The 12105-nt window shown below is 60.2% G+C and carries 14 protein-coding genes; all 14 read right to left on the bottom strand.

Going from position 1 to position 12105, the window contains the following annotated elements:
• Positions 1–17: 17 nt before the first annotated feature.
• Positions 18–389, bottom strand: a complete 372-nt coding sequence (locus ACM6J5_RS21475; RefSeq protein WP_003183998.1) for a chemotaxis response regulator CheY — start codon at positions 387–389, stop codon at positions 18–20.
• Positions 390–556: 167 nt separating this feature from the next.
• Positions 557–1297: an RNA polymerase sigma factor FliA gene (fliA, locus tag ACM6J5_RS21470; RefSeq protein ID WP_007894214.1), complete on the bottom strand. Its 741-nt coding sequence runs from the start codon at positions 1295–1297 to the stop codon at positions 557–559.
• The gene (gene fleN, locus ACM6J5_RS21465) at positions 1294–2124 is read right to left on the bottom strand and encodes a flagellar synthesis regulator FleN (protein WP_008001746.1); all 831 of its coding nucleotides are present in this window, start codon (positions 2122–2124) and stop codon (positions 1294–1296) included. The genes fliA and fleN overlap by 4 nt, the downstream gene beginning before the upstream one ends.
• A 116-nt stretch (positions 2125–2240) precedes the next feature.
• A complete protein-coding gene (flhF, locus tag ACM6J5_RS21460; RefSeq protein WP_095944066.1) occupies positions 2241–3569 on the bottom strand; it encodes a flagellar biosynthesis protein FlhF in 1329 nt (442 codons plus the stop codon).
• 11 nt (positions 3570–3580) lie between these two features.
• Positions 3581–5710 (bottom strand): flagellar biosynthesis protein FlhA, encoded by a 2130-nt coding sequence (flhA, locus tag ACM6J5_RS21455; RefSeq protein WP_095944067.1) that lies wholly within the window; start codon positions 5708–5710, stop codon positions 3581–3583.
• 124 nt (positions 5711–5834) lie between these two features.
• Positions 5835–6509: a hypothetical protein gene (locus ACM6J5_RS21450; protein ID WP_095944088.1), complete on the bottom strand. Its 675-nt coding sequence runs from the start codon at positions 6507–6509 to the stop codon at positions 5835–5837.
• A gap of 154 nt (positions 6510–6663) precedes the next feature.
• The gene (flhB, locus tag ACM6J5_RS21445) at positions 6664–7803 is read right to left on the bottom strand and encodes a flagellar biosynthesis protein FlhB (protein ID WP_414929296.1); all 1140 of its coding nucleotides are present in this window, start codon (positions 7801–7803) and stop codon (positions 6664–6666) included.
• Positions 7804–7806: 3 nt separating this feature from the next.
• Positions 7807–8589, bottom strand: a complete 783-nt coding sequence (fliR, locus tag ACM6J5_RS21440) for a flagellar biosynthetic protein FliR (protein WP_414929295.1) — start codon at positions 8587–8589, stop codon at positions 7807–7809.
• 3 nt (positions 8590–8592) lie between these two features.
• Positions 8593–8862 carry a flagellar biosynthesis protein FliQ gene (gene fliQ / locus ACM6J5_RS21435; RefSeq protein ID WP_007948918.1) on the bottom strand — a complete coding sequence of 90 codons (270 nt, stop codon included), beginning with the start codon at positions 8860–8862 and terminating at the stop codon, positions 8593–8595.
• The gene (gene fliP, locus ACM6J5_RS21430; protein WP_095944070.1) at positions 8859–9617 is read right to left on the bottom strand and encodes a flagellar type III secretion system pore protein FliP; all 759 of its coding nucleotides are present in this window, start codon (positions 9615–9617) and stop codon (positions 8859–8861) included. The genes fliQ and fliP overlap by 4 nt, the downstream gene beginning before the upstream one ends.
• On the bottom strand, positions 9617–10030 hold the full coding sequence (fliO, locus tag ACM6J5_RS21425) for a flagellar biosynthetic protein FliO (protein WP_095944089.1): 414 nt from the start codon (positions 10028–10030) through the stop codon (positions 9617–9619). The genes fliP and fliO overlap by 1 nt, the downstream gene beginning before the upstream one ends.
• Before the next feature lie 30 nt (positions 10031–10060).
• Positions 10061–10507: a flagellar motor switch protein FliN gene (gene fliN, locus ACM6J5_RS21420; RefSeq protein WP_095944071.1), complete on the bottom strand. Its 447-nt coding sequence runs from the start codon at positions 10505–10507 to the stop codon at positions 10061–10063.
• A 66-nt stretch (positions 10508–10573) separates the two neighbouring features.
• Positions 10574–11542, bottom strand: a complete 969-nt coding sequence (gene fliM / locus ACM6J5_RS21415) for a flagellar motor switch protein FliM (RefSeq protein WP_008052878.1) — start codon at positions 11540–11542, stop codon at positions 10574–10576.
• Positions 11543–11551: 9 nt separating this feature from the next.
• Positions 11552–12055: a flagellar basal body-associated protein FliL gene (gene fliL / locus ACM6J5_RS21410; protein WP_095944072.1), complete on the bottom strand. Its 504-nt coding sequence runs from the start codon at positions 12053–12055 to the stop codon at positions 11552–11554.
• Between the last annotated feature and the right edge of the window lie 50 nt (positions 12056–12105).

Below are 12105 nucleotides of genomic sequence, written 5' to 3'. Positions count from 1 at the left end.
CCCCCGTGGCGCATTCATCAACCGATGCGTTCGAAAATCTTCTCGATTTTTTCTTTCAACGCCTGGGCCGTGAAGGGTTTGACCACATAGCCGTTAACACCGGCCTGGGCGGCTTCGATGATCTGCTCGCGCTTGGCTTCAGCGGTCACCATCAGCACCGGCAGGTGCTTGAGCTTTTCATCGGCACGCACGTGGCGCAGCAGATCGATACCGGTCATGCCAGGCATGTTCCAGTCCGTTACCAGAAAGTCGATGCTTCCGCTGTTGAGCACCGGAATGGCGGTAGTGCCATCGTCGGCCTCGACGGTGTTGGTGAACCCAAGGTCACGCAGCAGGTTCTTGATGATCCGCCGCATCGTTGAGAAGTCATCAACGATGAGGATTTTCATGTTCTTGTCCAATTCGACCTCCAAGCAGTCTTAAACGCGCCCAGCACCTGGACACGCCATTTCAATCAATCCGGCAAAGCACTCAATGACTGTCTGGAGCACAACAGATCGCGACCGGCGCAGTTCAACACCACACCAGCCTCGTTCGCAGTGTCCCCACACTGCCTTCAGCGCGCTCGCCACTCCCCCAAACGCCCCCGCAAACGGGCCGCGCACTGGCTGTGTAACTGGCTGACCCGCGATTCGCTGACCCCCAGGACCTCACCGATTTCCTTGAGGTTCAACTCTTCGTCGTAGTACAGCGCCAACACCAGCCGCTCACGCTCCGGCAAATTGGCAATCGCATCCGCCAGCGCAGCCTGGAAGCGTTCATCCTCCAGGTCGCGTGACGGCTCGAGATGAGCACTCGCGCCATCCTCGTGCAGCCCCTCGTGTTCGCCGTCCTGCAAAAGGTCGTCGAAACTGAACAGCCGGCTGCCCAGGGTGTCGTTCAAAATCCCGTAGTAATCATCGAGACTCAATTGGAGTTCGGCCGCAACTTCGTGATCTTTAGCATCACGGCCGGTTTTCGCTTCAATCGAGCGAATGGCATCGCTGACCATCCGCGTATTGCGGTGAACCGAACGTGGCGCCCAGTCCCCCTTGCGCACCTCATCGAGCATGGCGCCGCGGATTCGTATGCCCGCGTACGTTTCGAAACTGGCGCCTTTGCTGGCGTCATATTTGGTCGATACTTCAAGCAGGCCGATCATCCCGGCCTGGATCAGGTCTTCAACCTGGACACTGGCCGGCAATCGCGCCAGCAAGTGGTAGGCAATGCGTTTAACCAGCGGCGCGTAACGCTCGATCAGCTCGTACTGCGCATCGCGTGCCGACTTTTTGTAGAGGTTGTAGCCGCTGGCTGTCATAGAACAGGTCCTGCTGTCTGCTGCACAAGCCGCTCGACGAAAAACTCCAGGTGCCCGCGCGGGTTGGCGGGCAGCGGCCAGGTATCGACCTTCTGCGCGATGGCCTTGAACGCCAGCGAGCACTTGGAACGCGGGAAGGCCTCGTAGACGGCGCGCTGCTTCTGCACGGCCTTGCGCACGCTTTCGTCGTAGGGCACCGCGCCGACGTATTGTAAGGCGACATCGAGGAAGCGATCCGTGACCTTGGTCAACTTGGCGAACAGGTTGCGTCCTTCCTGCGGGCTCTGGGCCATGTTGGCCAGGACGCGGAAGCGGTTCATGCCGTAGTCGCGGTTCAGCAACTTGATCAAGGCATAGGCATCGGTAATCGAAGTCGGCTCGTCGCACACCACCAGCAGCACTTCCTGGGCGGCGCGAACGAAACTGACTACCGAGTCCCCAATGCCCGCAGCGGTGTCGATCACCAGTACGTCGAGGTTGTCGCCGATATCACTGAAGGCCTGGATCAGGCCGGCGTGTTGCGCGGGGCTCAGATGCACCATGCTCTGAGTGCCGGATGCGGCCGGAACGATACGGATGCCGCCGGGTCCCTGCAGCAATACATCGCGCAGTTCGCAGCGGCCTTCGATCACGTCGGCCAGGGTACGTTTGGGTGTCAGGCCCAGCAGAACGTCGACGTTCGCCAGTCCAAGGTCCGCGTCCAACAGCATGACGCGCCGGCCAAGCTCGGCCAAAGCCAGGGACAAGTTCACTGACACATTAGTTTTCCCGACGCCACCTTTGCCGCCGGTCACCGCGATCACCTGTACGGGATGCATGCTGCCCATGTTATTTCTTTACCTTGTCTTGCATAGACGGAGGCCACATTACTGGCTGCGCGTTCACAAACGGAACAATGCATGGCAGACCATCGATGTAGGTACAAAAACTGTTCATTAATACCTCAGCCAACCTGCTTGGTCGGGCTGTGGTAGATGTCAGCGAACATGTCAGCCATGGCTTCTTCGCTGGGTTCTTCCTGCATTTGCACGCTCACGGCGCGGCTGACCAACTGATGACGACGCGGCAGATGCAAATCATCCGGGATCCGCGGGCCATCGGTCAGGTAAGCCACCGGCAATTCATGACTGATGGCCAGGCTCAACACCTCGCCCAGACTTGCCGTTTCATCCAGTTTAGTCAGGATGCAGCCGGCGAGCCCGCAACGCTTGTAACTGTGATAAGCGGCCGTTAGAACCTGTTTCTGGCTGGTGGTTGCCAGGACCAGATAATTTTTCGAGCGGATGCCACGACCGGCCAGGCTTTCGAGCTGCATGCGCAGGGCCGGATCGCTGGCCTGCAGGCCGGCGGTATCGATCAGCACCACGCGCTTGCGCAACAGTGGTTCCAGGGCCTGCACCAGGGACTGGCCCGGATCGACGTGGGTCACCGACACATTGAGAATGCGCCCCAGGGTCTTGAGCTGCTCCTGGGCACCGATGCGGAAGCTGTCCATGCTCACCAGCGCGATGTTCTGCGCGCCGTACTTGAGCACGTAGCGGGCGGCCAGCTTGGCCAGGGTGGTGGTCTTGCCCATGCCGGCAGGGCCGACCATGGCAATCACACCGCCCTCTTCCAGCGGCTCGACTTCCGGGGTAACGATCATGCGCGCCAGGTGCGCCAGCAACATGCGCCAGGCCTGACGAGGCTCTTCGATTTCGCTGATCATCGCCAGCAGGTCGCGCGACAGCGGGCCGGACAGGCCAATGCGTTGCAGGCGACGCCAGAGGTTGGCCTGGTCCGGACGGCTGCCTTGCAGCTGATTCCAGGCCAGGGAGCCGAGTTGGACTTCCATGAGTTCGCGCAGGCTGTTGAGCTCGAAACGCATCGAGTCAAACGCCCGCGGATCCACGCCACCGGACGCTGGCGCAGCGGCCGGCGCGGGGCGACGAGGTTCGGCGTAGGTCGGTTCCATCAGCGGCTCGGCGGCGGTCAACGGCAAGCCGGCGAACAACTGGCGATTGGTTGCGTTGTCGCTCTCGCCATCGCCACGCAGGCTCAATTCGGCCTGGGCAGTGACGATCCGCGACTGAGTCTTGCGCAGCTCGTCTTCGAGCTCCATGTTCGGGACCCGCGGCGCCAGGGCCGACAGCTTGTAATCCAGCGCAGCCGTCAATTCGACACCCCCGGCGATCCGGCGGTTGCCAATGATGGCGGCATCAGCGCCCAGCTCATCGCGAACCAGCTTCATGGCCTGACGCATATCGGCGGCGAAAAAACGCTTAACTTGCATAAACCACTACCTCAGCCGTTGGGCCCTACTGTCGCAACGATGGTCACTTGCTTGTTGTCAGGGATTTCCTGGTAAGCCAACACGTGCAAACCCGGGACTGCGAGCCGGCCGAATCGCGAGAGCATCGCGCGAACCGGACCGGCCACCAGCAGAATCACCGGCTGACCTTGCATCTCCTGACGCTGCGCCGCGTCGATCAACGAACGTTGCAGCTTCTCAGCCATGCTTGGCTCCAGCAGAACACCCTCTTCCGAGCCTTGTCCTGCCTTCTGCAGACTATTGAGCAATATCTGTTCCAACCTTGGCTCCAGCGTGATGACTGGCAGCTGCGACTCAGTGCCTACAATGCTTTGGACGATTGCACGGGATACGCCAACCCGCACGGCAGCCACCAGCGCGGCGGTATCTTGACTCTTGGCGGCATTGTTGGCGATCGCCTCGGCAATGCTGCGGATATCGCGTACAGGTACTTGTTCGGCCAGCAGCGCTTGCAGCACCTTGAGCAACTGCGACAGCGAAACCACGCCCGGCACCAGTTCCTCGGCCAGTTTCGGCGAGCTTTTGGCCAGCAATTGCATGAGTTGCTGCACTTCTTCGTGACCGATCAGTTCACTGGAATGCTTGTAGAGTATCTGGTTCAAGTGGGTAGCCACTACTGTACTGGCATCGACCACGGTATAGCCGAGGGATTGCGCCTGGGCGCGCTGGCTGATTTCGATCCAGACCGCCTCCAGGCCGAAAGCCGGATCTTTGGCGGTAATACCATTGAGCGTGCCGTAGACCTGCCCCGGGTTGATCGCCAGCTCGCGATCCGGGTAGATCTCCGCCTCGGCCAGGATCACCCCCATGAGGGTCAGGCGATAGGCACTTGGCGCCAGGTCGAGGTTGTCGCGGATATGCACCGTGGGCATCAGGAAGCCCAGATCCTGGGACAGCTTCTTGCGAACGCCCTTGATCCGCGCCAGCAACTGGCCGCCCTGGTTGCGGTCCACCAATGGAATCAGGCGATAACCCACTTCCAGGCCGATCATGTCGATCGGCGTCACGTCATCCCAGCCAAGCTCCTTGGTTTCCTGGGCACGGGCCGGCGACGGCAGCAACTCCTGCTGGCGCTTGACCTCTTGCAGGGCCTGCACCTTGGCGACGTTCTGCTTTTTCCAGAACAGATAAGCACCACCGGCCGCCAGGGCCGCCATGCTCAGGAACGAGAAGTGCGGCATGCCGGGCACCAGGCCCATGACCGCCATCAAACCGGCTGCTACCGCCAGCGCCTTGGGCGAGGCGAACATCTGGCGATTGATTTGCTTGCCCATGTCTTCCGAACCGGACGCACGGGTCACCATGATTGCCGCTGCTGTCGATAACAACAGTGATGGCAATTGCGCCACCAAACCGTCACCGATGGTCAGCAGCGCATACACCTTGCCGGCGTCGCCGAAGGTCATGCCGTGCTGGAAGATACCGACCGCCATGCCGCCGATCAGGTTGATGAACAGGATCAACAGGCCGGCGATGGCGTCACCGCGAACGAATTTGCTGGCACCGTCCATGGAACCGTAGAACTCGGCTTCCTGGGCCACTTCCGAGCGGCGGGCCTTGGCCTGGGCCTGATCGATCAGGCCGGCGTTGAGGTCGGCGTCGATCGCCATTTGCTTGCCGGGCATCGCATCAAGGGTGAAACGCGCGCTCACCTCGGAAATCCGCCCGGCGCCCTTGGTCACCACGACGAAGTTGATGATCATCAAGATCGCGAACACCACGATACCAACCACGTAGTTACCGCCGATCACCACCTCACCAAAGGCCTGGATCACCTTGCCGGCCGCCGCATGGCCGTCCTGACCGTGGAGCATCACCACCCGCGTGGAGGCCACGTTCAACGCCAGGCGCAACAGCGTCGCCACCAGCAGGATGGTCGGAAACACCGCGAAATCCAGCGGCCGCAAAGCGTAGACGCACACCAGCAGCACGACGATGGACAGCGCGATGTTGAAGGTGAAGAACACGTCCAGCAGGAACGGCGGCACCGGCAACATCATCATCGCCAGCATGACCAGCAGCAACAGCGGCACGCCCAGATTGCCTCGACTGAGGTCGGCAACGTTTGTGCGGGCACTGTTGATTAACTGAGAGCGATCCACCGGTTTTCCCCGTTCCTTTAAAGCAAACTTTTGACGCCTGAAGCAGACGCAGAGCGGCTACTGCAAGAAGCTTTCCAACTTTTTTGCCAAGGAACGGAATGCAGGAATCCGGGGCGGAAAACAATCACTCGGCGGTCAGAATCTGCTCAGGGAGAATGGCGCCGAGTTGCAACTCACTGCCCACCATGTAACGCATGCGCTTGCGCACCGGCACTCCACCGATCTCCACTGTTTCAGCTTCCGTATAGCCAAAAATGACGATCGAACCAGGAGCAAGCTTCGGCTTCAGCTTCGGCTTCGGTTTCTGAGATGAATGCCCCTGCATTACATTGAGCGACCAATCAAATGTAATGAGCGGCAAATCCTTCACGTAAATCGGCGCACCGTCCTCCCAACGAAAATCCCGACGAACAGTCACTTCCAACTGTTCACCGACATGCCGAAAAGCTGGCTTGCCGTATCGGCGCTCCAGCCCTCCGGTCGACCAAGCATCCATGTAGTAATAGGGACTGGCGAAGACCTTGAACAGATCTGCGCTACTGCTGATATCACCAGCGGCAGAGAAGAAGTAATTGTAGGAGTAGTGATAAGCCAGCCCACCCAATTCCGGCCTGATCGCATTGACCGGATCATCCAGGTACCCCGAAAGAAACTGATTGCTCATGTGCAAGAAATGCACGAAGTCCAGCGACATTCTGAAAGTAACCGCATAACTGAGCATTCGCTCGTCATTCTGCTCAAGGGTGCCGGAAACAAACGTCAACGCCATCCCTTCGAGCCGCCGATAAACCACCGTCATGACCTTCTCCCTACCCATCATCAGTAAGACAGGTAACAGCTGGCAGGCCCTGCGCCTGACAGCAACCTGTCGAGGGCCATGGAATAGCAAGACAGCACTCGGGGTCTACTGTCATAACTGACAGGTCTGCGAAACTTTCAGATCAACGGTTGGATCAGCGATCGCGCCGCAAATCCGGCGGGATCGGCAAATCATCCTTGAGCGGATCCGGACGCTTGCCCTTGCCCGCCCGATACTGTCGAATCTGGTAGACGTAAGCCAGCACCTGCGCAACCGCCAGGTAGAGTCCGCCGGGAATTTCCTGTTCAAGCTCGGTGGAGTAGTAGATCGACCGCGCCAACGCCGGCGACTCCAGCAGCAAAATCTCGTTGGCCGCCGCGATCTCGCGGATCTTCAGGGCCAGGAAGTCGCTGCCCTTGGCCAGCAATACCGGCGCATTACCCTTTTCCGGGTCGTATTTGAGTGCCACGGCGTAGTGCGTCGGGTTGGTGATGACCACGTCGGCCTCGGGAATGGCGGCCATCATCCGCCGCTGGGACATCTCGCGCTGCAGTTGACGAATGCGCTGCTTGACCTCAGGTCGCCCCTCCTGGTCCTTGTGCTCGTCGCGCACTTCCTGCTTGGTCATCTTCAGCTTTTTAACGCTTTCCCAAATCTGTATCGGCACATCCACCGCGGCGATGATGATCAGCCCGCACGCCATCCACAAGGTGCTCCAGCCCACCACTTGCAGGCTGTGAATGATCGCCATGTCCAGGGGCTCATGGGCGATGCGCAGCAGGTCATCGATGTCCGACGACAATACCGCCAGCGCCACGAACAGGATGATGATGAACTTGGCCAGGGCCTTGAGCAGTTCGACCAGCGACTTGGTGGAGAACATGCGTTTGAGGCCGGGACCGGGGTTCAAGCGGCTGAACTTGGGCGCCATGGAACCCGCCGCGAACAGCCAGCCGCCCAGGGAAATCGGGCCGATGATGGCGGCCAGCACCAGCGCAATCATCACCGGCTGGATCGACCACAGGGCAATTTGCCCCGAGCGCATCAGGTAGGCGGCCATGGAGTGCTGATCCAGGATCACTTCCCGCGGCAGCGAGAAGTTGATGCGCATCAGCTCCATCATGTCCTGCGCCATGGCGCCGCCAAAAATCAGCAGCGCCGAGGCACCGACCAGCATGATCGCCAGGGTGTTGAGTTCCTTGGAACGCGCGATCTCACCCTTTTCACGGGAGTCCCGCTTGCGCTTCTCCGTGGGGTCTTCTGTTTTGTCCTGACCGCTTTCGCTCTCGGCCATGGCTCAGCTCGCCCGTGCCATTTCGCGTAACAACTGCAAGGCCTCGGTGGCCAGCGGTTGATACTGGTTGAGAATGTCCGCTAGTCCAACCCAGATGATGAACAGCCCAAGCACCAGGGTCAGCGGGAAGCCGATGGAAAAAATGTTCAGTTGCGGCGCTGCCCGGGTCATGACGCCAAAGGCGATGTTGACCACCAGCAATGCGGTGATCGCCGGCAGTACCAGCAACAACGCCGAACCTAGCACCCAGCCGAGCTTGCCGGCCAGTTCCCAGTAGTGATTGACCATCAGGCCGCCCCCCACCGGCAACGTGGTGAAACTCTCGGTGAGGATCTCGAACACCACCAGATGACCGTTCATGGACAGGAACAGCAGCGTCACCAGCATGGTGAAAAACTGCCCGATCACCGCCGTCGACACACCGTTGGTCGGGTCGACCATGGAGGCGAAGCCCATGCCCATCTGGATGGCGACGATTTGCCCGGCCACCACAAAGGCCTGGAAGAACAGTTGCAAGGAAAAACCCATCACCGCACCGATGAGAATCTGCTCGGCAATCAGCAACAGCCCGCTCAAATCCAGGGGATTGACCGGCGGCATCGGCGGCAGGCCCGGCACGATGACCGCGGTAATGGCCAACGCGAAATACAGGCGGATGCGCCGGGGCAGCAGGGTCGTGCCAAACACCGGCATGACCATCAGCAAGGCGCCGACGCGAAACAGCGGCAACATGAACGTCGCCACCCAGGTGCTGATCTGGGTATCGGTCAGCGCTAGCAGTGACATGGTCTAGCCGATGACCTGAGGAATACTGCCGTACAACTGCAGGATGTATTCCATGAAGGTCTGCACCAGCCACGGGCCGGCAACGATCAGGGTTACCAGCATCACCAGCAGGCGCGGCAGGAAGCTCAGGGTCTGTTCGTTGATTTGCGTCGCAGCCTGGAACATCGCCACCAGCAGGCCGACCAGCAGACTCGGAATCACCAGCACCGCCACCATCATGGTGGTCAGCCACAGCGCTTCGCGGAAAATATCGACCGCAACTTCCGGGGTCATGGCGAGACACCACCAAAGCTGCTGGCCAGCGTGCCGATGATCAGCGCCCAGCCATCGACCAGCACGAACAACATGATCTTGAACGGCAGGGAAATGATCAGCGGCGAGAGCATCATCATACCCATGGCCATCAACACACTGGCCACGACCAGATCGATGATCAGGAACGGAATGAAGATCATGAAGCCGATCTGGAAGGCGGTTTTCAGCTCGGAGGTCACGAAGGCCGGCACCAGGATGGTCAGCGGCGCCTGATCCGGCGTCGCGATGTCAGTGCGCTTGGACAGGCGCATGAACAGCTCCAGATCGCTGGTGCGGGTCTGGGCGAGCATGAAGTTCTTGATCGGCACCTGAGCCTTGGCGACCGCATCCTGGGCCGTCATCTTTTCCGCCAGATACGGCTGCAAGGCGTCCTGGTTCACCCGGTCGAACACCGGCGCCATGATGAACAGGGTCAGGAACAGCGCCATGCCGGTGAGGATCTGGTTCGACGGCGTCTGCTGCAGGCCCAGGGCCTGGCGCAGGATCGAGAAGACGATGATGATCCGGGTGAAACTGGTCATCAACATGACAAACGCCGGGATAAAGCTCAGCGCGGTCATGATCAGCAGGATTTGCAGGCTGACCGAGTATTCCTGCGCACCCTGCGCATTGGTGCCCAGGGTGATGGCCGGAATAGACAGCGGATCGGCGGCGAATGCCAGCGGCGCGGCCAGCATCAGGGTCAGCGTCAAGACGATGCGCAGCGCACCCATTACTTCTTATCCTTCTGATCTTTACCCAGCATCTCCAACAGGCGCTGGGCAAATTCCGGCGTGGGTTTCTCGGTACTCGGCACTTGCACCGGTTCCTTGAGAACGTGCAGTGCAGTGATGTTGCCGGGGCTCAGGCCCAACAGAATCTGCTCGTTGCCGACCTGCACCAGCATCAGGCGATCGCGAGGCCCCAGCGCGCGGGAGCCGACAATCTCGATCACCTGCCCTTTGCCCGCCGGACCGGCCTGCTGGACCCGACGAAGCAACCAGGCGAGGAAGAAGATCAACCCCAGCACCAGCAGCAAGCCGAACACCAACTGCGTCAACTGGCCCGCCACACCGCTGCTCACCGCAGGCGCAGCGGCCGTGGTGGCCGTTGCGACAGGCTCGGCCGCCAGCACGCTGAACGGCATCGCCAACACAAATCCGAGAACACTTTTCACTCAGCGCAGCTTCTTGATGCGTTCGCTTGGGCTGATCACGTCCGTCAGGCGGATGCCGAACTTCTCGTTGACCACCACCACTTCGCCATGGGCGATGAGCGTGCCGTTGACCAGCACGTCCAGCGGTTCGCCGGCCAGGCGATCGAGCTCGATCACCGAACCCTGGTTCAGTTGCAGCAGGTTGCGAATGTTGATGTCGGTGCTGCCCACTTCCATGGAGATCGACACCGGGATATCGAGGATCACGTCCAGGTTCGGGCCTTCCAGGCTCACCGGATCGTTGTTTTTCGGCACGCTGCCGAACTCTTCCATCGGCAGGCGGTTGGACGCGGAGTTGCCGGAATCGGCGGCCAGCAAGGCGTCGATATCGGCCTGCCCGGCATCACCGGTTTCTTCCAGGGCTGCTGCCCACTCATCGGCCAGAGCCTGATCGTCTTGCGTACTCATAGTGTCAGTGTCCTCGGCGAGCAAAAATTCAGAATTCGGTTAATCGCGAATGGGTACGAGCGCCGCTCAACGGCGCTCGATCGGCTCGATCACTTGCAACGCCAGGTTGCCCTTGTGCGATCCCATCTTGACCTTGAAGGCCGGCACGCCATTGGCGCGCATGATCATTTCTTCCGGCATGTCGACCGGGATCACATCCCCCGGCTGCATGTGCAGGATGTCGCGCAGGCGCAACTGACGACGAGCCACCGTCGCACCGATCGGCACGTCGACGTCCAGCACGTCCTGGCGCAGGGCATTGACCCAGCGCTCGTCCTGGTCGTCGAGGTCCGACTGGAAGCCGGCGTCGAGCATTTCGCGCACCGGCTCGATCATCGAGTACGGCATGGTCACGTGCAGGTCACCGCCACCGCCATCGAGTTCGATGTGGAAGGTCGACACCACGATGGCTTCGCTCGGGCCGACGATGTTGGCCATGGCCGGGTTCACTTCCGAGTTGATGTACTCGAAATTGACTTCCATGATCGCCTGCCAGGCTTCCTTCAAGTCGACGAAGGCCTGCTCCAGCACCATGCGCACCACACGCAGTTCGGTGGGGGTGAATTCACGCCCTTCGATCTTGGCGTGCCGGCCGTCGCCACCGAAGAAGTTGTCCACCAGCTTGAACACCAGTTTGGCGTCGAGGATGAACAGCGCGGTGCCACGCAGGGGTTTGATCTTGACCAGGTTGAGGCTGGTCGGCACGTACAGCGAGTGCACGTATTCGCCGAACTTCATCACCTGCACACCACCAACCGCCACGTCCGCCGAGCGACGCAGCATGTTGAACATGCTGATGCGGGTATAGCGGGCGAAACGCTCGTTGATCATTTCCAGGGTCGGCATGCGTCCACGGACGATGCGATCCTGGCTGGTCAGGTCATAGCTTTTGACGGCGCCGGGTTCGGCAGCGTTCTCGGTCTGTACCAGACCATCGTCGACGCCATGCAACAGCGCGTCGATCTCATCCTGGGACAGCAGGTCCTGCACGGCCATGTCGTGTTCCTACTGCAGTACGAAATTAGTGAAAAGCAACTGTTCGATCACCACTTTGCCGAGCTCTTTCTGCGCCACTTCCTGGACGCTGGCGGTGGCTTTCTGCCGCAGCATTTCCTGGCCGACCGGCGAGGCGAGGGTCGCAAAATCCTGCCCGGAGAACAGCATGACCAGGTTATTGCGGATCACCGGCATGTGGACCTTGAGCGCCTCCAGATCCGCCTGATTGCGCGCGAGCATGGTGATGCTCACTTGCATGTAGCGCTGGCGACCGTTCTGGTTGAAGTTGGCCACGAAAGCCGGCGCCATCGACTCGAAAATCGCTGGCTGCTTGCCGATCGGAGCGGTTTCAGCCACGGCGGCGGCAGGTTTGCTCTGAGCGCTGTGCATGAAGTACCAGGTCGCGCCCACGGACACACCGATCGCCAGCAGCAGGGCCACCACGATCAAGATAATCAGCTTGAGTTTGCCTTTGGTTGCGGGGTCTTTTACTGCTGCGTCGCTCTTCGCCATGCCAATAATCCGTCACTAATCGGGTTTTCACAGTCGCACGGCAAGGCAAG

Origin of the sequence: Pseudomonas sp. IT-P74 (genome assembly GCF_949768175.1) — a bacterium.
In the GTDB taxonomy this organism is placed as follows: domain Bacteria; phylum Pseudomonadota; class Gammaproteobacteria; order Pseudomonadales; family Pseudomonadaceae; genus Aquipseudomonas.
Note: the sequence above shows the minus strand (reverse complement) of the source record. Positions and strands in the feature narration are given on the sequence as shown.

Bases quoted from the DNA above. Each gene is read 5' to 3' on its own strand.
- ACM6J5_RS21475 (WP_003183998.1), bottom strand. From the start codon at position 389: ATGAAAATCCTCATCGTTGATGACTTCTCAACGATGCGGCGGATCATC.
- fliA (WP_007894214.1), bottom strand. From the start codon at position 1,297: ATGACAGCCAGCGGCTACAACCTCTACAAAAAGTCGGCACGCGATGCG.
- fleN (WP_008001746.1), bottom strand. From the start codon at position 2,124: ATGGGCAGCATGCATCCCGTACAGGTGATCGCGGTGACCGGCGGCAAA.
- flhF (WP_095944066.1), bottom strand. From the start codon at position 3,569: ATGCAAGTTAAGCGTTTTTTCGCCGCCGATATGCGTCAGGCCATGAAG.
- ACM6J5_RS21450 (WP_095944088.1), bottom strand. From the start codon at position 6,509: ATGACGGTGGTTTATCGGCGGCTCGAAGGGATGGCGTTGACGTTTGTT.
- flhB (WP_414929296.1), bottom strand. From the start codon at position 7,803: ATGGCCGAGAGCGAAAGCGGTCAGGACAAAACAGAAGACCCCACGGAG.
- fliR (WP_414929295.1), bottom strand. From the start codon at position 8,589: ATGTCACTGCTAGCGCTGACCGATACCCAGATCAGCACCTGGGTGGCG.
- fliQ (WP_007948918.1), bottom strand. From the start codon at position 8,862: ATGACCCCGGAAGTTGCGGTCGATATTTTCCGCGAAGCGCTGTGGCTG.
- fliP (WP_095944070.1), bottom strand. From the start codon at position 9,617: ATGGGTGCGCTGCGCATCGTCTTGACGCTGACCCTGATGCTGGCCGCG.
- fliO (WP_095944089.1), bottom strand. From the start codon at position 10,030: ATGCCGTTCAGCGTGCTGGCGGCCGAGCCTGTCGCAACGGCCACCACG.
- fliN (WP_095944071.1), bottom strand. From the start codon at position 10,507: ATGAGTACGCAAGACGATCAGGCTCTGGCCGATGAGTGGGCAGCAGCC.
- fliM (WP_008052878.1), bottom strand. From the start codon at position 11,542: ATGGCCGTGCAGGACCTGCTGTCCCAGGATGAGATCGACGCGCTGTTG.
- fliL (WP_095944072.1), bottom strand. From the start codon at position 12,055: ATGGCGAAGAGCGACGCAGCAGTAAAAGACCCCGCAACCAAAGGCAAA.